This is a genomic window from Streptomyces rishiriensis, assembly GCF_003112535.1.
Taxonomy (GTDB): Bacteria; Actinomycetota; Actinomycetes; order Streptomycetales; family Streptomycetaceae; genus Streptomyces; species Streptomyces rishiriensis.
In genome coordinates this window covers 368,525-389,060 of sequence record NZ_BEWA01000008.1, presented here as the reverse complement: position 1 = coordinate 389,060, position 20,536 = coordinate 368,525, and the positions used below count along the sequence as shown (strand labels likewise).

Sequence of the window (20,536 nt, the reverse complement as noted above, 5' to 3'; positions counted from 1 at the left end):
TGGTTCCGTCTGCTCACGTGGGGGCGGCGCGGCCCGCGCCGTGGGGGATGAGTACGCGGGCCGCGCCAGTCGGTGGGACAGGGCCGGGGAGCGCAGGATTCTCCCCGGCCCGCTCAGAGGGAGGGCCTAGTAGGCCCGCCGCCGGCCCCGCCACCACATCAGGCCGCCGCCGATGAGGAGGATGCCCGCCGCGCCGGCGCCCGCGGAGGACGCGATCAGCGTGGTGTTGTCGTTCGAGCCCGTGAGGGCGTCACCGAGCTGGCTCTTGACGTCGGCGCCGCTCTTGGCGGTCGCGCCGCGCGAGCCCTCGGTCGGCAGGGCGATGTAGGGGAAGTACTTCTCGAAGCTCTTGTCGTTCTTGTCGACCGCGTCGCCCAGGTCGTTCTTGGAGCCGACCAGCTCGCCCTCGACGACCTGCAGCGAGGCGTCGATCACGTCATCGGTGAGGCGACGGCCGTTCGGGAAGCCCGCGTTGTCACCGTCGAGCACGCCCAGTCGCTTCGGGTGCATGCTCGGCTTGACCGAGGTGTTGAGGCGCAGTTCCTCCGAAGGCGTCACGTACGGGGGCTGGTTGAGGCCCTTGACGCCCTTGAGGAACACGTCGACGAGGTCGTTGCGCGGCTCGGCCGGCGCCTTGATCTTGTAGATCGCCTCGATGAGCTTGGGCAGCTCGGGGTTGGTGACGTTCTTCAGGAACTGGCCGTCGTCCTTGGGCTTGGACGCGTTGAACTTGTCCTTGTCCTTGATCGGGTTGACGACCTCGTTGACCAGCGGGTTGCCCAGCCGCGAGACCTGCGTGTAGTAGCCCTGGGCGTTCTGGCGCTGGGTGGTCGACCAGATGCCGACGATCGGCTGGTGCTTCGACTCGGCGATCAGGTCGTTCGGCACCTGGAGGGCGATCGTGTTGACGTTGTAGCCCTTGAGGGTGTCGTTGCCCACCTCGGAGAGGTTGCCGCCGTACAGCAGGTCGAAGACGCGCAGGTCGGCGAAGAACGGGTCGTCGGCCTGGCCGGCGAACGTCTTCGAGCCGTTGGAGAGCTTGTAGATCGCCTGGTCGCGCAGCTTCGAGTAATTCGGCATCGAGGCCTTGCCCACGTTGGACGGGGCCACCGGCACGTCGTCCGCGAGCTTGGTCTCGTGCTCGACCTTGCCCTTCTTGAGCTTGATCAGCTCCAGGTCGTAGGACTGCGTGACGTTCAGGTCGGGGTCGTACAGGCTGTCGACCACGCCGGTGTTGTAGAGGAACGACTTCCGGTTCTTGACGTTCGTCTTGAAGGTGTAGCGGAAGATCAGGTCTTCCTTGGCGTCACCGTTGCTGTCGATGCGGACGTCGTACTGGGCGTCCTCGGCGAACTGGTAGAAGTTCGGGCCTCCGCCGGGCTCCTCGAAGGGGATGACGTTCGCGATGATGGTCGTCGTGTCCGGGTGGTCCGGGCTGACGAACGCGTAGAGGTCCGTGTTGTCGTACTGCGGGGTGCCCGAGATGAGAGGAGCCTCGCGGTGGCTGGAGGCGTAGGCGGCCCCCGGGGCCAGCGCGGCGGCGCCGGCGGCTGCGAGCCCCCCGGCGGCCAACGCACCGCATATGAGGGTCGCGACGCTCCTGCGTCCGTTGCCGCTCCTGGAGAAAGCTGTCATGCCGTCCGTCCTCTGTGCCAAGTTGCCTGACGGACAGTGATACGGAACGGAGGGCGGGTTCGGATTGGTCGGGAACGAAAAACTTTTTCTTTCCTGCTCACCCGCGTTTTCGCCGCTCGGATCCGTACCCATCCACCGGAGGTGTGTTCGTTTGCGGATGCCTGGTGTGACGGGGCGGCCCGGGTGCGGCGGTCGCAGAGAGGGGGACGGCATGGAGGCGGACGAGCTTCTGGTGCTCGTGGCGAGGGGCGACCAGCGGGCGTTCGAACGCCTCTACGCCGTCGTCTCCGGGCCGGTGTTCGGCCTCGTGCGCCGGGTCGTCCGGGATCCCGCACAGTCGGAGGAGGTCGCCCAGGAGGTGCTCCTGGAGGCCTGGCGCTCCGCCGGCCGTTTCGACCCGAACCGCGGCAGCGCCCTCTCCTGGATCCTCACCCTCGCCCACCGCCGTGCCGTCGACCGGGTGCGCAGCGCCCGCGCGGCCGTCGACCGCGAGCAGCGCGAGGCCTCGCGCTACCACGACCCCGCCTTCGACCAGGTGGCGGAGGAGGTCGAGGCAGGCCTGGAACGCCAGTTGGTCCGCCGCTGTCTGAACCGGCTGACGGCTCTTCAGCGCCAGTCCGTCACCCTCGCCTACTACGACGGCTACACGTACCGTGAGGTGGCCGACCGGCTCTCGCTCCCGCTGGGCACGGTGAAGACACGGATGCGTGACGGGCTCACGCGGCTGCGCGACTGCCTGGGAGGCGCCGCATGAGTCTGCTCGGCCTGTTCCGCCGCGAGGACCTGCACTCGCTGGCGGCCCCCTACGCGCTCGACGCCCTCGAGGCAGACGAGCGCCACCGCTTCGAAAGACACCTCAAGCGCTGCGACCGCTGCGCCGCCGAGGTGCGGGCGCTGGCCGAGGACGCCGTCCGGCTCGCCTGGTCGACGGCCGCCCCACCGCCGCCCGCGATGCGCGAGCGGGTGCTGGCGGCGGTGCAGAGAACCCCGCAGGAGGCCGCGCGTACGCCGGTGCGGGAGCACGCGCCCCAACTGCCCCCGCACGTCTGGGGCGCGCAGCCGCCGCCGCGACGCTCCGGGGGCACCTCCCACGCGTCCGGCCGTGGGGGAGCGCCCCGCGCCCGCCGCCCGCTGTTCGCGCCGTTGGCGGCGGCCACCGCCGCCGCGGCCCTCGTGGTCGCCTCCGTCCTCGCCGTCCAGGCCGGCCGGACCCAGGACCGGCTGGACGCCGAGCGCGCCCACTCGCGTGAGATCGCCCACGTTCTCGCGGCTCCTGACGCGCGGGCGGGCAACGGGAAGGACGCCGAGGGCCGGGGCATCGCAGTGATCGCTTCCGCCTCGGAGGGGCAGGCGATCGTCACCTTGAGCGGATACGGCGCGTTGCCCGCCGGGCGGGTGCACCAGCTGTGGCTCATGCGCCCGAACGCGCAACCGCGCTCCCTCGGGCTCTTCTCGGGCGACACGCCCCTGGTCGCCGACGGTCTCGACAAAGCGGCGACGTCACTCGCTGTGACCGTCGAGCCGGACGGGGGATCGCCGCAGCCCACTACTCAGCCGGTTGTCCAACTCACCCTGAAATCGGTTGGATTCGGAGAGTGATCGGCCAGGCTTCGTCAACCCCCTTACGGGGAAGGTGAATCACGTGAGCTCGATACATGTGTGCCTCGACGGGGCGATAGGGTTACCCTGCCCGGGCCGGGTGGACTCGTACGGGTGGGGAGTGACATGGAACAGATAACGATGCACAGCAGGGCGCGCGTCCCTGCGATCACCTGCGGGAGCAGCGCGACCAGTTCGCGCCTGGACCGCCATCTCTCGGTGCTGGCGGGTCCCGCCATACCGCAGCGGGAGACGGTCGAGGCGACCTCGCTCATGCGGGAGCTGACCGCGCGTGAACCGCTGCGCGACCGCGACCACGGTGCCCGGACGACGCGGGCCCGGGTCAGCCGCGTCTCGCTCTTCGCGCCCCTGCGCCGACTGCGCCGCTCGCTGTTCGGCGGCAACAAGCACTGACCGTCCGGCACGTCGTCACGTACTGAGTCCCGCGCTCAGGCGGCCACACCGTCCCGGCGCAGCGCTGCGATCTCCTCGTCCGTCATCCCCACGGCACGCAGCAGCGCTTCGGTGTGCTCCCCGAGCGCGGGCACGTCCCCCATCCGTGCCTCCGCTCCGCCCGGCAGCGTGATCGGCGGCAGCAGCGCCCGCAGCGGTCCGACCGGCGTTCCCACCTCCCGCCAGCGCTCACGGGCCGCGAGCTGCGGATGCTCCGCCAGCTCGTGCAGATCCCGCAGACGCGCGCACGCGATGCCCGCGTCCTCCAGCCGTGCCAGCGCCTCGTCGGTGCTCAGCGCGCCCAGGGCCTCCGCCACCACGGCGTCCGTGCGCTCCCGGTTCGCCACCCGTGCCGCGTTCGTCGCAAACGCCGGATCCGTCCCCCACGCGGGGCGTCCGACGACCTGTTCGGCCAGCCGCCGCCACTCCCGGTCGTTCTGCACCGACAGCAGCACCCGTCCGCCGTCCGCCGTGGGGTAGGCGTCGTACGGCGCGATCACCGTGTGCGCCAGGCCGGTGCGGGCCGGGGCGGCGCCGCCGTGCATCGTGTGGTGCAGGGGGTGTCCCATCCACTCCGCGAGCGACTCCAGCATCGACACCTGCACCGGACCGCCCCGCCCGGTCGTGCCCCGGCGCACGAGCGCCGCGAGCACGCCGGAGAAGGCGTACATGGCCGCCGCGATGTCCGCCGCCGGGATCCCCGCCTTCACCGGCTGCTCGGGCGTCCCGGTCACCGACACGAGCCCGGCCTCGCACTGCACGAGCATGTCGTAGGCACGCTTGTCGGCGTAGGGCCCGCTCGGCCCGTACCCGGAGACGTCCACCGCGACCAGCCGCGGATGCCTCGCGCACAGGGTGGCCGCGTCCAGGCCCAGCCGGGCCGCCGCACCCTGCGCGAGGTTCTGCACGAACACGTCCGCGCCGGCGACCAGCCGCCGTACGACGTCCAGCCCGCGCGGATCCTTCAGGTCCAGCGCGATGGACTCCTTGCCCCGGTTGCACCACACGAAATGGGAGGCGAGGCCGCCGGCGGCGGTGTCGTAGCCGCGCGCGAAGTCACCGCCGTCGATCCGCTCGACCTTGATCACCCGGGCGCCGAGGTCGGCGAGCTGCCGGGTCGCGAACGGCGCCGCGACGGCCTGCTCGACGGCGACGACGGTGAGCCCCTCCAGGGGCAGGGGCTGGGGGACGGTCAGGGGCTGGGGCTGCGGCGGGGGCTGAAGGGGCTGGTCCATGCAGGGGATCATGTCCCCTGACCGGTCGCTCTGTCAGCCGGGCCGGGGGAGGCGCCGCGTGGCGGCGGGGGGGAAGGCGTCGCGGGGCGGCGTCGGAGCGGGCCGGTCCGCAAGGCCGTCCGGCGTCGCGCTCGCCGTGGCGCGCGGCCGCCCGGGTTCGGCCCCCCGTCTCACAGCAGCGCGAACTGGCCCTCCGGGCCCTCCTCGTGATGGTCCAGAACGGTCGCCGGGCGGCGGGCGGAGTCCGGGACCGGCAGCACGCCCGCCGTGCGCAGCTCCGCCGTGGTGACCGTGTCGGTGACCTCCCACTCCGCCCACCGGTCGCGCACTTCGGCCAGCAGCGTCAACACGGTGATCAGCTCCAGGAGTTCGGACGTCCACGTCTGCTGCCAGGTCGCCGGGCGGATCGCCGCGAGCGCGCCGGGCCCGGCGTCCTGCGCCGTCCGCACCGCGAACCACCGCTCCAGCACCCGGGCCCCGCCCGCCTCGAATTCCCAGGCCTGCGGCGGGACGGGGGAGATCCGGCCCTCGTCGAGGTGGAGGGTCTCCGCGTCGCGGTCGTAGCGAAGGCTCGCAGGCCGGGCCGGGAGCGGGGCGCGGACGTAGGGCCGGCGGCCGCCGGGGAGCCGGGGCCGCTCGCCGTCGCGGCGCAGCAGCCACAGCGCGCGGCGGCCCGCCTCCACCCCTTCGGCCCAGACCCCGCGGTCGCGGGTGAGCGGGACGGTGAGGTCGGGGCGGACGGCGGTCAGGGTCCAGGCCAGGAAGTCCACCGGATCGGGGGAGTGGCCCAGCCGGCGCAGCAGGTCCGGCAGGCCCGGCGCCAGATTGGGTTCCTCGCCGCCGGGCCGCCGGTACAGCGGTCGGATGCGGCCGGGCCGCACCAGCGGGAGCAGCGAGGACACCAGGAGGGGCGACTCCGGCGTCTCCACCACGAAGACCTGCCGCTCGTCCGCCACCCGCCACAACTCCGGGCGGGCCGCGTCGATGAGGCGCTGGTCGGGGATCAGCCACTGTTCGTCGAAGGGCGCCGCCAGCACCCGGACCGGCTCCGGACAGGGACCCGAGGCGCGGACCAGCTTCTGCGTCCCGCCGGAGAGGCCGGGCAGCTGCCCGACCGCCGAGTGCAGGGTGCGTGAGCGGGTCGGCTCGAACAGGGCCTCGCGGTCCGCGCCCTCGGCCTTCAGCAGGGCGTCCCAGCGGGCCTTCAGGGACGCCGGGTCGGGCGCCGTCGGCCACCCCCGGCCGAGCCGCGGCGGTGCGACGGACCACGGCATCAGGTCCGCCAGCGGCGGAGCGTCGTCGTGCGTCACGCCGGGCATCGTACGACGGCTCGCGGACGGCGCGGCACGGCGCGTCACGTCGCGTCGAGCGTGACCGTGAAGGAGAAACGGTCGCCCCGGTAGTGGATGACCGCCGCGTCCAGGACCCGGCCGGAGGCGTCGTGGGTGACCCCCGTGTAGTGCAGGATCGGGCTCAGCAGCGGGACCCGGAGCAGCCGGGCCGTCTCCGGGTCCGCCAGCCGTGCCTCGACGGTGTCCGTGATCCTGCCGATGTCCGCGCCGACGACGTCCCGCAGCACCTTCGTCATGGGCCAGCGGACCAGGTCGTCTGGGTCGATGCGGGCGGCCAGTTCGGGGCGGACGTAGTTGCGGGCGTGGTTGGTGGGCTCGCCCGTCACCTCGTCGCTCCTGAGGCGGTGGTAGGCCGCCACCTCGGTCAGGTCCGGGAAGTGCTCGGCGACCTCGGCGGGGACGGCCGTGCTGCCGTGCTCCAGGAGCTCGGTCGTCATGCCGGACTGCTGGGCCACGATCGCGTCGACCGAGCCCAGCAGCCGCACCGGGGCGCCGCGCCGCGCGGTCGGCTCGATGAAGGTGCCCCGGCGGCGGTGCCGGGTGATGAGCCCCTCGTCCTCCAGCTCCTTCAGCGCCTGCCGCATGGTCAGCACGCTCACCCCGTAGTGCCCGGCCAACTGCTCCTCGGTGGGCAGCCGGAGCGGGTCGCGGGGGGAGCGGCCGAGTATCGAGGCGCGCAGCGACTGCGACACCTGATACCAGAGCGGCAGTTTTCGGGTGAGGACGATCGAGTCCGGGGCGAAGGAGGTCACGGCCTATCCGTACCGGTCGGCACCGTTCAGTGCAATGTGTCGTCGGAGGGCCGGAAGTGGCGTTCGAGGCCCTGCCAGACGTCGTCGTAGCGCTCTTGCAGATGCTCGGCGCGGGCCGCCTGCGGGGTGAGGACGAGCGGCCAGCGCGTCTCGAACATGAACGCCAGCCCGTCGTCGAGCTTGTGCGGCTCGAGTTCGGCGGCGCCGGCCCGGTCGAAGGTCTCCCGGTCCGGGCCGTGCGCCGACATCATGTTGTGCAGCGAGCCGCCGCCCGGCACGAAGCCCCCCTCGCCCGCCGTCTTGGCGTCGTACGCGCCCTCGATGAGGCCCATGTACTCGCTCATCACGTTGCGGTGGAAGTACGGCGGCCGGAACGTGTCCTCGCCGACCAGCCAGCGCGGGGCGAAGACCACGAAGTCGACGCCGGCCAGCCCGGGGGTGTCCGAGGGGGACGTCAGCACGGTGAAGATCGACGGGTCGGGGTGGTCGTAGGAGATGGTTCCGATGACGTTGAAGCGGCGCAGGTCGTAGACGTAGGGCGTCAGGTTGCCGTGCCAGGCCACGACGTCGAGCGGGGAGTGGTCGTAGGTGGCGCTCCAGAGGTGGCCGCAGAACTTGTTGACCACCTCCACCGGGCCGTCGACGTCCTCGTAGGCGGCGACGGGTGCGCGGAAGTCCCGGGGGTTGGCGAGCCCGTTGGCGCCGATCGGCCCGAGGTCGGGGAGGCGGAAGAGCGCGCCGTAGTTCTCGCAGACGTAACCGCGTGCGGTCGGGCCCTGCCCGCCGTCGGGCGCGGTGTCCAGCAGGTCGACGCGGAAGCGGACCCCGCGCGGGATCAGCGCCACCTCGCCGGGCTCGACGTGCAGCAGCCCGAACTCCGTGCGCAGCAGCAGCCCGCCCGCCTCGGGGACGATCAGCAGCTCGCCGTCCGCATTGCCGAAGACGCGCTCCATGGAGGCGTTCGCGTGGTACAGGTGCACGGCCATGCCGGTGCGCTGGGCCGCGTCGCCGTTGCCGCCGAGGGTCCACAGACCGGCGAGGAAGTCCGTGCCGGCGGGCGGCTCGGGCAGCGGGTCCCAGCGCAGCCGGTTGGGGTCGGGGACCGTCTGGCCGAAGGGGCCGGTGCGGATCGCGCCGTCGCCGGACCGGGTGAACGCCGGGTGCGCGGCCGAGGGGCGGATCCGGTACAGCCACGAGCGGCGGTTGTGGGCGCGCGGCTCGGTGAACGCCGTGCCGCTGAGCTGCTCCGCGTACAGGCCCAGGGGTGCGCGCTGGGGGGAGTTGCGGCCCTGCGGCAGGGCGCCCGGCACCGCCTCGGAGGCGTGCTCGTTGCCGAACCCGGAGAGGTAGGTCAGCCCCTCGGCCGTCTTGCGTGCGTCCCCGCTGCTCATCGTGGCTCCCTTGCCCGGCTGATTCCTATGCATCACCGTAGGATTGCGTTTTCACGGACGCAAGAGGGCCGGGGTCCTCCTCTCGGAGGACGATCACGGCACGGCCAGAACCAGACTTCAGGGGGATCCGCGTGCCGGACCGGTGCTCTAGTGTCCCGATCATGTCGTGGACGCGCACTCATCCCGCCGCGCTCGCGGTCTGTGTCCTGCTGCTGACCGGATCCGCGGGCTGCGGCTCCAGCGGTACGCGGGACGGGGGGAACGCGCAGTCGCCCTCGCCCGTGGGCAAGGTGCTGGACCACACCGACGACGACGGGCGCCACTACCGCGAGGTCGCGAAGAAGGGGGCGCCCGAGGTGGGCGTGGAGGTCCAGCCGGACGCCCACGGCGGCTGGGACGTGCGGCTGAAGCTGGCGCGTTTCCGGCTCTCGCCGACGGGAACGCCCGTCGAGGCGGTCGCCGGTCGAGGCATCGCCCGGCTCTACGTCGACAGCCGGCGGGTCGCCGACCTGCGCGGCCCCTCGTACCGCATTCCGGCCGGATATCTCCCGCACGGCACGCACGAGGTCACCGTCCGCCTCTACGCCGACGACGCGACGGTGTGGGCGGTGGAGGGCAAGCCGGTGGAGGCCACGGCGGACGTCACGGCGTCGGAGCAGTCGCCCGCCGGATCCCCGTCGGGATCGCTGACCGGATCCCTGTCCGGGTCCGCGTCCGGATCGCCGACCGCGTCCCCGTCCGCTTGAGTGCATCGGGCACCTTTCTCCGTACACAGGGGCGAGGTTCACCTGGACGCGGCGGAAAGGCATCATGAGGTCCGTGCCCCAAGCGACATCGCTCCGTCGCGCGCCCGTGCAGCGGCGCAGCGCCGAACGGCTGACCAGAATCCTGGACGCCTGCGCCGACCTGCTGGACGAGGTCGGCTACGACGCCCTGAGCACCCGGGCCGTGGCCGAGCGCGCCGGCGTCCCCATCGGCTCCGTCTACCGCTTCTTCGGCAACAAGCGGCAGATGGCCGACGCGCTCGCGCAGCGCAACCTCGAACGCTACGCCGAGCGCGTCACCGAGCGGCTGAAGGAGGCCGCCCGTGGGGACTGGCGGGCCGCCATGGACGCCGTGCTCGACGAGTACCTCGCCATGAAGCGCACCGCGCCCGGCTTCTCCCTCGTCGACTTCGGCAACCAGATCCCGGTCGGCGCCCGGCACGCCGAACCCAACCACCGCGTCGCCGACCGCCTCACCGACCTGCTCTCGGACTATCTCGTCCGCGCTCCCGACGACGATCTGCGCCGCACCTTCCTGATCGCCGTGGAGACCGCCGACACCCTCGTCCACCTGGCCTTCCGGGTGGATCCGCAGGGTGACCCCAAGGTGATCGACGAGACCCGCGAGCTGCTGCGCGCGTATCTGGCGCGCACCCTGGACTGACGGCCGCGGCCGACCCCCTCCCCACGGGCCATACCGCTCGGTATGCTCGGTCGGGACAAGGCACTGCCGCCCCAGGAGGACCCGTGTCCCGCACCGCCCTGCGAATCTGCCCGTTGTGCGAGGCCACCTGCGGGCTCACGCTCACCATCGAGGGGACGAAGGTCACCGGCGCCCGCGGCGACCGGGAGGACGTCTTCAGCAAGGGCTTCATCTGCCCCAAGGGCGCCTCCTTCGGCGCCGTGGACGGCGACCCGGACCGGCTGCGGACCCCGCTGGTGCGCAAGGACGGGGAGCTGCGCGAGGCCACCTGGGAGGAGGCCTTCGACGCGGTGGCCGCCGGGATCCGGCCGGTCGTCGAGCGGTACGGGGCGAACTCCGTCGGCGTCGTGCTCGGCAACCCCAACGTGCACACCATGGCCGGCGCGCTCTACCCGGCCGTGCTCGTCGCCGGCCTCGGCACCCGCAGCCTCTTCACCGCCTCCACCGTCGACCAGATGCCCAAGCATGTCTCCAGCGGACTGCTCTTCGGCGACGCGGGCGCGATCCCCGTGCCGGACCTCGACCACACCGACCACCTCCTGCTCATCGGCGCCAACCCCCTGGAGTCCAACGGCAGTCTGTGCACCGCCGCAGACTTCCCGGGCAAGCTCAAGGCGCTGAAGGCCCGCGGCGGCGCCCTCACGGTCATCGACCCGCGCCGCACCCGCACCGCCAAGCTCGCCGACCGGCACATCCCCATCAGGCCGGGCACGGACGCGCTGCTCCTCGCCGCCATGACCCACGTCTTGTTCGAGGAATCCCTCGTCGCCCTCGGCGAGTTGATCCCGCACGTCGAGGGCCTCGACGAACTAGCCGAAGCGGTGCGGGAGTTCACCCCCGAGGCGGTCGCCGGCGCCTGCGACGTGGAAGCCGCGCTGATCCGCACCCTGGCCCGCGAGCTCGCCGCCGCCCCCACCGCCGCCGTCTACGGCCGCATCGGCAGCTGCACGGTGCCCTACGGCACCCTCGCCAGCTGGCTCGTCGACGTCCTCAACATCCTCACCGGCAACCTGGACCGGACCGGCGGCGCGCTCTTCCCGCAGGCCGCCACCGACCGCACCCCCCGTCCGGCCGGCCCCGGGCACGGCTTCCAGCTCGCGCGCTGGCACTCCCGCGTGAGCCGGCACCCCGAGGCCAAGGGCGAACTGCCGCTCTCCGCGCTCGCCGAGGAGATCGACACCGCCACCGAGGAGGGCGAGCCGATCCGGGCGCTCGTCGCGGTGGCCGCCAACCCCGTCCTGTCCGCCCCGGACGGCGACCGGCTCGACAAGGCCCTCGACGCCCTCGACTTCATGGTCAGCGTCGACCCCTACCTGAACGAGACCTCGCGCCACGCCGACGTCGTGCTTCCCCCGCCGCCGCCCTCGCAGAGCCCGCACCACGACTTCGCCTTCAACACGCTCGCCGTGCGCAACCAGGTCCGCTACACCCGCCCGGCCGTCCCGCTGGAGCCCGGCCGGATGGCCGAGACCGAGATCCTCGCCCGGCTGACCCTGGCCGCCACCGGCATGCACGGCGCCGACCCCGGTGCCGTGGACGACCTGGTCGTCGGGCAGACCCTCGGCAAGGCGGTCAAGGACCCGCACTCGCCCGTGCACGGCCGCGACCCGCACGAGCTCGCCGCACAGCTCGCTGGCGACACCGGCCCCGAGCGCCGGCTGGACATGATGCTGCGCCTCGGCCCCTACGGCGACGGCTTCGGCGCCCGCCCGGACGGACTGGGGCTGACCCGGCTGCTCGCCGCGCCGCACGGCATCGACCTCGGCCCGCTGCGCCCGCGTCTGCCCCAGCCGTTGAAGACCCGCAGCGGCCGGATCGAACTGCTGCCGCAGCCGATCGCCGACGACCTGCCGCGCCTGCGGGAGGGCATGCGGCAGCGCACGGACGGACTCGTCCTCGTCGGACGGCGGCATCTGCGGTCCAACAACAGCTGGATGCACAACGTCCCCGCCCTCACCGGCGGCACCAACCGCTGCACCCTGCACATCCACCCCGAGGACGCCGAGCGGCTCGGCGTGCGCGACGGCGCGCCGGTGCGGGTGAAGGGCGCCGGGGGAGAGGTGACGGCGCCGGCCGAGGTCACCGACGGCGTGCGCCCGGGCGTCGTCAGCCTGCCCCACGGCTGGGGCCACGACCGCCCCGGCACCCGCCTGAGCCATGCCGCGGCCGACCCCGGCGTCAACGTCAACCAGCTCCTCGACGGCAGCCTGCTGGACCCCCTGTCGGGCAACGCCGTCCTCAACGGAGTGCCGGTGGAACTTGCCGCCGTCCCGGCCCTGTGAGCTGAGCAAAGCTGTGACCTGGAGTTTTGCGCTTATTGCTCGCAGGTCAACGTCTTGTTAACACCGTTTGAACGGACCTAACGTCGACCCACCGCCGACCCCCAGGTGGGATGTTCAAGGGCGAACGTTAGGTATCCACTCATGTTGACCATCCTCGGCTTCGCCATGATCGCGACCTTCCTGGTCCTGATCATGCTGAAGAAGATGTCGCCGATCGCGGCGCTCGTGCTGATCCCGGCGCTGTTCTGCGTCTTCGTCGGAAAGGGCGCCAAGCTCGGTGACTACGTCCTCGACGGCGTCACGAGCCTCGCCCCGACGGCGGCCATGCTCATGTTCGCGATCGTCTACTTCGGTGTGATGATCGATGTCGGCCTCTTCGACCCGATCGTCCGGGGCATCCTGAAGTTCTGCAAGGCCGACCCGCTCCGCATCGTCATCGGCACGGCGCTGCTCGCCGCGATCGTCTCCCTCGACGGCGACGGCTCCACGACCTTCATGATCACCGTCTCCGCGATGTACCCGCTGTACAAGCGCCTGAAGATGAGCCTGGTCGTGATGACCGGCGTCGCGGCCATGGCCAACGGCGTGATGAACACCCTGCCCTGGGGCGGCCCGACCGCCCGCGCGGCCACCGCGCTCAAGCTCGACGCCGGCGACATCTTCGTGCCGATGATCCCGGCCCTGGCCGTGGGCCTGCTCTTCGTCTTCGTCCTCGCCTACGTCCTCGGCCGCCGCGAGCGCACCCGGCTCGGCGTGCTGACGCTGGACGAGGTGCTGGTGGGGGGTCACGTCAAGGACAAGGAGACGGCCGAGCGGACCGAGACGGTCCTCGTGGGGGCCGGCGGCTCGGGCCCGGGCGCGACCCCCGCGCCGGCCGCGGGCTCCGGTGCGGCCGTCGGCCTCGGCGACGACGAGAGCGGCGACGGGAGCGAGGACGACGGGAGCGACGACGGCTTCCAGGGCCTCGACCCGCGACGGGCCACCCTGCGCCCCCGGCTGTACTGGTTCAACGCGCTGCTCACGGTCGGACTGCTGACCTCCATGATCATGGAGTTGCTGCCCATCCCGGTGCTGTTCCTGCTCGGCGCGGCGCTCGCCCTGACCGTCAACTTCCCGCACATCCCGGACCAGAAGGCGCGGCTCGCGGCCCACGCGGACAACGTCCTCAACGTCTCCGGCATGGTCTTCGCCGCCGCCGTCTTCACCGGCGTCCTGCAGGGCACCGGCATGGTCGACCACATGGCCAGGTGGATGGTGGACGTCATCCCCGCCGGAATGGGCCCGCACATGGCGCTCGTCACCGGCGTCCTGAGCCTTCCGCTCACCTACTTCATGTCGAACGACGGCTTCTACTTCGGCGTGCTGCCGGTCCTCGCCGAGGCCGGCGCGGCCCACGGCGTCACGCCGCTGGAGATGGCCCGCGCCTCGCTCGTCGGCCAGCCCCTGCACATGTCCAGCCCCCTCGTCCCGGCCGTCTACGTCCTCGTCGGCATGGCGAAGGTCGAGTTCGGCGACCACACCCGGTTCGTGGTGAAGTGGGCCGCCTGCACCTGCCTGGCCATCCTCGGCGCGGGCATCCTGTTCGGGATCATCTGACCCTGCCGTGGAGGAACTCGTGAGGCCCGGTGGGAACCACGGCTGGCTGCTCCGACTCGTCATCGCCTTCGGCTTCGCGCAGGGGGCGGTGTCGATGGCCCGGCCCGCCGTGTCCTACCGGGCCCTCGCGCTGGGCGCGGACGAGCGGGCGATCGGCGTCATCGCGGGCGTGTACGCCCTGTTGCCGCTCCTGGCCGCCGTGCCGCTCGGCCGGCGCACCGACCACGGCCGCTGCGCACCCCTGCTGCCCGTCGGCGTGGTCCTGATATCCGGCGGCTGCGTGCTGAGCGGCCTGGCCGGCTCGCTGTGGACGATGGCCCTGTGGAGCGGGGTGATGGGACTCGGCCACCTCTGCTTCGTCATCGGCTCCCAGTCCCTGGTCGCACGTCAGTCCGCGCCGCACGAACAGGACCGCAACTTCGGCCACTTCACCATCGGCGCCTCCCTCGGTCAGCTGGTCGGCCCGGTCGCGGCCGGAGCGCTGATCGACGGCGCCGACATGGCGCGCAGCAGCGCGCTGGCCCTGCTCGTCGCGGGCGCGGGCTGCGCGCCGGCCTTCACCTCGCTGTGGCGCGTCGAGCACCGCGACACCGCGACCGCCTCCCGCGGCGGGCCGGGCGGCCGAGTCCCCGTCGGCCGCATCCTGCATACGCGGGGCGTCCCGGCCGGCATCCTGATCAGCCTCTCCGTGCTGTCCGCGACCGACATCCTCACCGCCTATCTGCCGGTGGTCGGCGAGCACCGGGGCATCGCGCCGGCCGTGATCGGCGTGCTGCTCAGCGTCCGCGCGGCGGCCTCCATAGCGTGCCGGCTCGTCCTCACGCCGCTGCTGCGGCTGCTCGGCCGGACGGCGCTGCTCTGCGCGACCTGTCTGCTGGCGGCCCTGCTGTGCGCCGGGATCGCGCTGCCCGCGCCGGTCTGGGCGCTGGGCGTGATCCTCGGCGCGCTCGGCTTCTGCCTCGGGGTCGGCCAGCCGCTGTCCATGACGACGGTCGTCCAGGCCGCACCGGAGGGCGCCCGCTCCACCGCCCTCGCGCTGCGCCTGACCGGCAACCGGCTCGGCCAGGCCGCCGCGCCCGCCGCCGCCGGTCTGGTGGCCGGGGTCGCGGGCGTGGCCGCGCCGTTCGTGATGCTGGGGGCGCTGTTGCTGCTGTCGGCGGGGGTGGCCGTGCGCTCGTCGGGCGGTCCGCGGGGGGACGAGGGCGCGGGCGCGGCCCCGCCCGGCCGCCGGTCCGGGGCGGGGTTGCGCCGGTCGAGCGACGTCTGACGGCGCGTCGGGCGGCGCTCCCACCACCAGGGGCGGCGATGTGAAAGAGAGTCAGGTGCAAGAGCGATTTGTATGAAAATCGTCCTGACTCGGAGGAATGCGCATGTCCAGCTCGACGCTCCCGCCCGCCTTCGGCGCCCGCCTCGGCGCCACGGCTCTCACGGTGCTCGCCGCAGCGGGTTTCACCTGCCTCGCGGCGCCGTCCGCCATGGCCGTAGGGGAGGCCGGCGACATCAGGATCCACCGCGAGCAGGTCCCCCCAGGCGTCTCCAAGGACGACCCGGTGGCCTGCCGGTTCTACCTCGACGCCGCCAACTTCGGCGAACTGCCGACCGTCGGCTACACCATCAAGGCGCGGCCCCCGGCCCCCGACACCGCCACCGTCACCGGCAACATCGCCCTGACCGACGGCGCCGGGCACACCGACACCCTGGGTCTGGCCGAGGGGTCCTACACGCTCGAGTGGACCCTTCCGGCCGCCGCCCCCGGCGCCCCTCCGGCTCCCTCGCCCAAGGTGAAGGTCTTCAAGATCAGCTGCCCCGAGGGCCGGCGCGGCGGCAACGAGGGCCCGAACCGGCCGATCACCGACGACGGCCGTGAGGCCGCGGCCCCCAACGGCCCGAACGCCGGCGGCCCGAACGGCGGCGGCCAGGGCGGCGCCGGTCAGAACGGCGCCGGGCAGGGCGGCGGCAACGGCTGGAGCGGTGAGAAGGGCGGCGGCCCGGCGGGCGGCGTGCACGCCGGCGGCGGCGGCCTCGCCGACACCTCGCAGTCCTTCACCCCGCTGGCGGGAACCGCGGCCGTCGGCCTGGCGGCCATCGGCGGCGTCGCCTACTTCCGACTGACCCGCCGGCGCAACCATGGTGCCGCGTAGGCGCGTACGCAGGCCCTGGTACCGGACGCGTGCCTTTCGCCTCACCAGGACGGCCGTGCTCGCGGTCGTCCTGGTGACGGTCGGCGTCCGGTGCTGGGGGCACGACGGCCCGGGAGCCCCGGTCCGGGCGGGCGGGGCGGCCTCCGACGGCACGGCCGCCGCCCCAGTCGCCGGGGGCGACGGCGAAGGGGACCGGACGGAGGGGAAGAAGGGGTCCGAGCGGCCCGCACCCCCGCCACGTCCGCTGACCCGGTCTCCGGCGACCGCCCTGCGCGTGCCCTCCCTGGGCATCGACGCGCCGATCGTCCCGCTCCGGCTCGGCCCCGGCCGGCACCTCGGGACGCCGCCGGTCGACGATCCCCGGCTCGTCGGCTGGTACGCGGGCGGCCCGACCCCGGGAGAGCGGGGCACGGCCGTCGCCGTCGGCCATCGCGACACCAAGACCGGCCCCGCGGTTTTCGCCGGCCTCGCGCGCGTGGCGCGCGGAGCCCGGATCGAGGCGCGGCGCGCCGACGGACGCACCGCCGTCTACACCGTGGACCGGGTGCGGGTGTTCGACAAGGCCACCTTCCCCGACAAGGAGGTGTACGGCCCGAGCAGGCGGCCCGAGCTCAGGGTCCTCACCTGCGGAGGGCTCTTCCGCCGCGGGACGGGCTACACCAGCAACGTCGTCGTCTTCGCCCATCTGACGCAGACCCGCTGAACCGGCGCCGGGCCCCTCCGGCTGCGGAAAGTCCACCGTGCTCCGGATGATCGCCGGACGGGAGCACATCCCTGGACGAGTGAGCGGGCGTACTCCCGTGTCCCCTGGCGCCAGAAAACTATCGACGCTAGTTTCAGGTCGTGGACGACGACGCCCGCCCGGAGGGAACGCGATGAAGGCACATGACGGCATCTACCTCGACGGGGCGTGGCGGCCGGCCGCGGGCCAGGACGTGATCGAGGTGGTCAACCCGGTGGACGAGCAGATCATCGGCCGGGTCCCGGCGGCCGAGGCCGACGACGTCGACGCCGCGGTGCGCGCCGCCCGCGCCGCCCTGCCCGGCTGGGCCGCGACGCCGCCGTCCGAGCGCGCGGCCCGCCTGACCGCCCTGCGGGACGTCCTGGCCGCCCGCAAGGACGAGATCGCCGAGACCGTCACCGCCGAACTCGGCTCGCCCCTGGCCTTCTCCCAGGCGGTCCACGCGGCCGTGCCGATCGCGGTCGCGGCCTCCTACGCCGAACTCGCCGCGACCCATGTCTTCGAGGAGAAGATCGGCAACTCCACCGTCCTGCACGAGCCGATCGGCGTGGTCGGCGCGATCACCCCGTGGAACTACCCGCTCCACCAGATCGTCGCCAAGGTCGCCCCGGCGCTCGCCGCGGGCTGCACGGTGGTCCTCAAGCCCGCCGAGGACACCCCGCTCACCGCCCAGCTGTTCGCCGAGGCGGTCCACGAGGCGGGCGTCCCGGCCGGAGTGTTCAACCTGGTCACCGGTGTGGGCCCGGTCGCCGGCCAGGCCCTGGCCGAACACCCCGAGGTCGACCTGGTCTCCTTCACCGGCTCCACGGCCGTGGGCCGGCGGATCGCGGCGACCGCGGGCGCGGCCGTCAAGAAGGCGGCCCTCGAACTCGGCGGCAAGTCCGCCAACGTCATCCTGCCGAGCGCCGACCTCGCCAGGGCCGTCAACGTGGGCGTCGCCAACGTGATGTCCAACGCGGGCCAGACCTGCAGCGCCTGGACGCGGATGCTCGTCCACCGCGACCGGTACGACGAGGCGGTCGGGCTCGCCGCCGCGGCGGCCGCCAAGTACGCCGACCGCATCGGCCCGGTCGTCAACGCCCGCCAGCGCGAGCGCGTGCTCGGGTACATCGAGAAGGGCGTGACCGAGGGGGCCCGGCTGGTGGCCGGCGGCCCCGGATCCCCGCGCGGACAGGGCTACTTCGTCCGCCCCACGGTCTTCGCCGACGTCACCCCCGACATGACGATCGCCCAGGAGGAGATCTTCGGCCCGGTGCTGTGCGTCCTGCGCTACGAGGACGAGGAGGACGCCTTGCGGATCGCCAACGGCACGGTGTACGGACTCGCCGGCGCCGTCTGGGCCGGCGACGAGGCGGAGGCGGTGGCCTTCGCCCGCAGGATGGACACCGGCCAGGTCGACGTCAACGGCGGACGCTTCAACCCGCTGGCCCCCTTCGGCGGTTACAAGCAGTCGGGCGTCGGCCGCGAGCTCGGCGCGCACGGTCTCGCCGAGTATCTCCAGACCAAGTCCCTCCAGTTCTAAGGGAGTCATCGAACATGGCTGTCCGTGCCGCCGTACTCCCCGCCGTCGGGGCTCCGTTGGAGATCACGGAGATCGAGCTGCCCGAGCCGGGGCCCGGCCGCGTCCGCGTCCGGCTCGCCGCCGCAGGGGTGTGCCACTCCGACCTCTCCCTGTCCGACGGCACCATGAGGGTGCCGGTCCCCGCCGTGCTCGGCCACGAGGGCGCCGGCACCGTCGTCTCCGTCGGCGAGGGCGTCGAGCGCCTCGCACCCGGCGACCAGGTGGTCCTCAACTGGGCCCCGTCCTGCGGCGCTTGCCACGCCTGCTCCCTCGGCGAGGTCTGGCTGTGCGCCAACGCCCTCGCCGGCGCCGCCGAGGTCCACGCCCGCACGACGCGGGGCACGGACCTCCACCCCGGCCTGAACGTCGCCGCCTTCGCCGAGGAGACCGTCGTCCCGGCCTCCTGCGCCCTGCCCCTGCCGGACGGCGTCCCCCTCACCGAAGCGGCCCTCCTCGGCTGCGCCGTCCTCACCGGCTACGGCGCCGTCCACCACAGCGCCCGGGTCCGGTCCGGCGAGACGGTCGCCGTCTTCGGCGTCGGCGGGGTCGGCCTCGCCACCCTCCAGGCCGCCCGCATCGCCGGCGCCTCGACGATCGTCGCCGTCGACGTCTCCCCCGAGAAGGAGGCGCTGGCCCGGGCGGCGGGGGCCACGGAGTACGTCGTCGCCTCCGAGCGCACGGCGCGCGACATCCGCGGCCTCACCGGCGGACAGGGCGTCGACGTGGCCGTGGAGTGCGTGGGCCGCGCCGTGACCATCCGCGCCGCCTGGGAGTCCACCCGGCGCGGCGGCCGCACCACGGTCGTCGGCATCGGCGGCAAGGACCAGGAGGTCACGTTCAACGCCCTGGAGCTCTTCCACTGGGGCCGCACCCTCTCGGGCTGCGTCTACGGGAACTCCGACCCGGCGAAGGACCTCCCGGTCCTGGCCGGACACGTCCGGGGCGGCCGCCTCGACCTGAGCGCGCTGGTCACCGACCGCATCGGGCTGGCGGACATCCCGGCGGCCTTCGACGCCATGCGGGCGGGCAAGGGCGGACGGGCACTGGTGATCTTCTGACGGCGGTCGGCGGGGCGGGCGGCCCTCGGCGCCGGTCGCCCGGCGGGCCCGGTCGGGTGGAGCGGGAGCTCCGCCCGGCGCGCGGCTCCGGGGCGGACCGCCCGGTGGACAGCGGGGAGGACAGCAGGGACGCCTCCCCGGTCGCGGCCCCTCAGGTCCCGGTCTCCGTGCTCGCGGTCCCCGCGGTCGTGGTTTGTGCGCCCGTGGTCCCAGCGGGCGCAGTCCCCGCAGGCGCAGGCCCTGCGGTCACGGTCCCCGCGGTCCCCGCCGTCGTGGCCGGGGGCGCCGCTCGCGGCCCCGACCGGGACACGGCCACCCCCGCCAGACACAGCGCCCCGCCCGCAAGGGTGAGCGGCCCCGGCGCCTCGGCCAGCACCAGCCACGACATCCCGACGACCAGCGCGGGCACCGCGTACGTGGTCGCCCCCATGCGGCCGGCCGTCGTCCGGGCCAGCGCGTACGCCCACGTGGTGAACGCCAGCGCGGTCGGGAAGACGCCCAGGTAGACCATGTTCAGCGTCGCGGAGAGCGGCGCGTCGGCCGTCTCGTGGACCAGCTGTCCCGCGAACGGCAGGCACACCACCGCCCCGACGGCACACCCGAACGTCGTCACCTGCAACGCGCTCGCCCGGGCCAGGGCCGGCTTCTGCGCGACGACACCGCCCGCGTAGCCGACGGCGGCGAGCAGACACAACACCACGCCCAGCACGGATGATCCGCCGGCCGGACATCGACAGCCCCACCGCGACCGCGCCCGCGAACGACACCGCCATCCCCGCCAGCAGCCGCGGCGGCATCAGGTCGCCGAGCAGCCGCGCGCCGAGCAGCGCGATGAGGATCGGCCCGATGTTGACGACCAGGGCCGCCGTCCCCGCGTCCACCTGCTGCTCGCCCCAGTTGAGCACCACCATGTAGAAGCCGAACCACAGCACCCCCGACACGGCGATCCCGCGCCAGGTGGGCCGCGGCGGCCACCCTTCACGCCGTATCGCGCAGACGCCCCCCAGCACCGCCGCGCCGGACAGCAGCCGCCCGAGCGCCAGCGCCCCCGGCGAGTACGCGTCCCCCGCACTGCGGATGGAGACGAAGGCGGACGCCCACAGCACGACGCTGACCGCCGCCGCCCCCGCGGCCGCTCGTTCCGTACGACGTCCTGCACGCTGTGGACTGTTCATCATGGTCTCCAGGATGGGAAGGGGGGAGTGCCGGGTCTCGCGGATTCCGGACGGTGAACCGGCGGGGGCGCACGCTCCGGCCTCGCGGCGCCCCGGG

17 protein-coding genes and 1 pseudogene are annotated in these 20,536 nt (G+C 73.4%); 12 read left to right on the top strand and 6 right to left on the bottom strand.

All coding sequences use genetic code 11. From position 1 onward, the window contains the following. Positions 1-126: 126 nt before the first annotated feature. Positions 127-1,635 (bottom strand): DUF4331 domain-containing protein, encoded by a 1,509-nt coding sequence (locus Sri02f_RS16055; protein ID WP_174855656.1) that lies wholly within the window; start codon positions 1,633-1,635, stop codon positions 127-129. A 211-nt stretch (positions 1,636-1,846) separates the two neighbouring features. Between Sri02f_RS16055 and Sri02f_RS16050 the strand changes: the two genes are divergently transcribed. The 3 genes from Sri02f_RS16050 (at position 1,847) to Sri02f_RS16040 (ending at position 3,648) form a co-directional block, all read left to right on the top strand. After that, positions 1,847-2,389: a sigma-70 family RNA polymerase sigma factor gene (locus tag Sri02f_RS16050; protein WP_109001966.1), complete on the top strand. Its 543-nt coding sequence runs from the start codon at positions 1,847-1,849 to the stop codon at positions 2,387-2,389. Next, entirely contained in the window at positions 2,386-3,234 is an 849-nt protein-coding gene (locus Sri02f_RS16045; protein WP_109001965.1) for an anti-sigma factor, read from the top strand. Before Sri02f_RS16050 ends, Sri02f_RS16045 begins: the two co-directional genes overlap by 4 nt. A 126-nt stretch (positions 3,235-3,360) precedes the next feature. After that, positions 3,361-3,648 carry a hypothetical protein gene (locus Sri02f_RS16040; RefSeq protein ID WP_109001964.1) on the top strand — a complete coding sequence of 96 codons (288 nt, stop codon included), beginning with the start codon at positions 3,361-3,363 and terminating at the stop codon, positions 3,646-3,648. A 35-nt stretch (positions 3,649-3,683) separates the two neighbouring features. Here the strand turns inward: Sri02f_RS16040 and Sri02f_RS16035 are convergent, their stop codons facing one another. The 4 genes from Sri02f_RS16035 to hmgA form a co-directional block, all read right to left on the bottom strand. Then, positions 3,684-4,922, bottom strand: coding sequence for a CaiB/BaiF CoA transferase family protein (locus Sri02f_RS16035; RefSeq protein ID WP_109001963.1), 1,239 nt, complete (start codon positions 4,920-4,922; stop codon positions 3,684-3,686). A gap of 170 nt (positions 4,923-5,092) precedes the next feature. Continuing rightward, positions 5,093-6,241 (bottom strand): type ISP restriction/modification enzyme, encoded by a 1,149-nt coding sequence (locus Sri02f_RS16030; RefSeq protein ID WP_109001962.1) that lies wholly within the window; start codon positions 6,239-6,241, stop codon positions 5,093-5,095. A gap of 35 nt (positions 6,242-6,276) precedes the next feature. Continuing rightward, positions 6,277-7,026: a GntR family transcriptional regulator gene (locus tag Sri02f_RS16025; protein WP_109001961.1), complete on the bottom strand. Its 750-nt coding sequence runs from the start codon at positions 7,024-7,026 to the stop codon at positions 6,277-6,279. A gap of 26 nt (positions 7,027-7,052) precedes the next feature. Continuing rightward, positions 7,053-8,417: a homogentisate 1,2-dioxygenase gene (gene hmgA / locus Sri02f_RS16020; RefSeq protein ID WP_109001960.1), complete on the bottom strand. Its 1,365-nt coding sequence runs from the start codon at positions 8,415-8,417 to the stop codon at positions 7,053-7,055. A 161-nt stretch (positions 8,418-8,578) separates the two neighbouring features. Between hmgA and Sri02f_RS16015 the strand changes: the two genes are divergently transcribed. From Sri02f_RS16015 to Sri02f_RS15975, 9 genes are all read left to right on the top strand, one after another. After that, positions 8,579-9,163, top strand: a complete 585-nt coding sequence (locus Sri02f_RS16015; protein ID WP_174855655.1) for a hypothetical protein — start codon at positions 8,579-8,581, stop codon at positions 9,161-9,163. Between the two features lie 64 nt (positions 9,164-9,227). Next, a complete protein-coding gene (locus Sri02f_RS16010) occupies positions 9,228-9,845 on the top strand; it encodes a TetR/AcrR family transcriptional regulator (protein ID WP_109001959.1) in 618 nt (205 codons plus the stop codon). 83 nt (positions 9,846-9,928) lie between these two features. Next, positions 9,929-12,166 carry a molybdopterin oxidoreductase family protein gene (locus Sri02f_RS16005; protein WP_109001958.1) on the top strand — a complete coding sequence of 746 codons (2,238 nt, stop codon included), beginning with the start codon at positions 9,929-9,931 and terminating at the stop codon, positions 12,164-12,166. A 141-nt stretch (positions 12,167-12,307) separates the two neighbouring features. Next, the gene (locus Sri02f_RS16000; protein WP_109001957.1) at positions 12,308-13,762 is read left to right on the top strand and encodes a CitMHS family transporter; all 1,455 of its coding nucleotides are present in this window, start codon (positions 12,308-12,310) and stop codon (positions 13,760-13,762) included. A 19-nt stretch (positions 13,763-13,781) separates the two neighbouring features. Beyond that, positions 13,782-15,029, top strand: coding sequence for an MFS transporter (locus tag Sri02f_RS15995; RefSeq protein WP_109001996.1), 1,248 nt, complete (start codon positions 13,782-13,784; stop codon positions 15,027-15,029). 103 nt (positions 15,030-15,132) lie between these two features. Then, on the top strand, positions 15,133-15,903 hold the full coding sequence (locus tag Sri02f_RS15990) for a hypothetical protein (protein WP_109001956.1): 771 nt from the start codon (positions 15,133-15,135) through the stop codon (positions 15,901-15,903). After that, positions 15,890-16,606: a class F sortase gene (locus Sri02f_RS15985; protein WP_109001955.1), complete on the top strand. Its 717-nt coding sequence runs from the start codon at positions 15,890-15,892 to the stop codon at positions 16,604-16,606. Before Sri02f_RS15990 ends, Sri02f_RS15985 begins: the two co-directional genes overlap by 14 nt. Before the next feature lie 172 nt (positions 16,607-16,778). Continuing rightward, positions 16,779-18,167, top strand: a complete 1,389-nt coding sequence (locus tag Sri02f_RS15980; RefSeq protein WP_109001954.1) for an aldehyde dehydrogenase family protein — start codon at positions 16,779-16,781, stop codon at positions 18,165-18,167. A 14-nt stretch (positions 18,168-18,181) separates the two neighbouring features. After that, positions 18,182-19,264 carry a Zn-dependent alcohol dehydrogenase gene (locus Sri02f_RS15975; protein ID WP_109001953.1) on the top strand — a complete coding sequence of 361 codons (1,083 nt, stop codon included), beginning with the start codon at positions 18,182-18,184 and terminating at the stop codon, positions 19,262-19,264. A 151-nt stretch (positions 19,265-19,415) separates the two neighbouring features. Here the strand turns inward: Sri02f_RS15975 and Sri02f_RS15970 are convergent. Next, a pseudogene (locus Sri02f_RS15970) lies at positions 19,416-20,439 on the bottom strand (DMT family transporter). Positions 20,440-20,536: the final 97 nt, after the last annotated feature.

Excerpts from the sequence above, each read along its gene's own strand:
- Sri02f_RS16055 (WP_174855656.1), bottom strand. The coding sequence starts at position 1,635 with ATGACAGCTTTCTCCAGGAGCGGCAACGGACGCAGGAGCGTCGCGACC.
- Sri02f_RS16050 (WP_109001966.1), top strand. The coding sequence starts at position 1,847 with ATGGAGGCGGACGAGCTTCTGGTGCTCGTGGCGAGGGGCGACCAGCGG.
- Sri02f_RS16045 (WP_109001965.1), top strand. The coding sequence starts at position 2,386 with ATGAGTCTGCTCGGCCTGTTCCGCCGCGAGGACCTGCACTCGCTGGCG.
- Sri02f_RS16040 (WP_109001964.1), top strand. The coding sequence starts at position 3,361 with ATGGAACAGATAACGATGCACAGCAGGGCGCGCGTCCCTGCGATCACC.
- Sri02f_RS16035 (WP_109001963.1), bottom strand. The coding sequence starts at position 4,922 with ATGGACCAGCCCCTTCAGCCCCCGCCGCAGCCCCAGCCCCTGACCGTC.
- Sri02f_RS16030 (WP_109001962.1), bottom strand. The coding sequence starts at position 6,241 with ATGCCCGGCGTGACGCACGACGACGCTCCGCCGCTGGCGGACCTGATG.
- hmgA (WP_109001960.1), bottom strand. The coding sequence starts at position 8,417 with ATGAGCAGCGGGGACGCACGCAAGACGGCCGAGGGGCTGACCTACCTC.
- Sri02f_RS16015 (WP_174855655.1), top strand. The coding sequence starts at position 8,579 with ATGTCGTGGACGCGCACTCATCCCGCCGCGCTCGCGGTCTGTGTCCTG.
- Sri02f_RS16010 (WP_109001959.1), top strand. The coding sequence starts at position 9,228 with ATGAGGTCCGTGCCCCAAGCGACATCGCTCCGTCGCGCGCCCGTGCAG.
- Sri02f_RS16000 (WP_109001957.1), top strand. The coding sequence starts at position 12,308 with ATGTTGACCATCCTCGGCTTCGCCATGATCGCGACCTTCCTGGTCCTG.
- Sri02f_RS15990 (WP_109001956.1), top strand. The coding sequence starts at position 15,133 with ATGTCCAGCTCGACGCTCCCGCCCGCCTTCGGCGCCCGCCTCGGCGCC.
- Sri02f_RS15985 (WP_109001955.1), top strand. The coding sequence starts at position 15,890 with ATGGTGCCGCGTAGGCGCGTACGCAGGCCCTGGTACCGGACGCGTGCC.
- Sri02f_RS15980 (WP_109001954.1), top strand. The coding sequence starts at position 16,779 with ATGAAGGCACATGACGGCATCTACCTCGACGGGGCGTGGCGGCCGGCC.
- Sri02f_RS15975 (WP_109001953.1), top strand. The coding sequence starts at position 18,182 with ATGGCTGTCCGTGCCGCCGTACTCCCCGCCGTCGGGGCTCCGTTGGAG.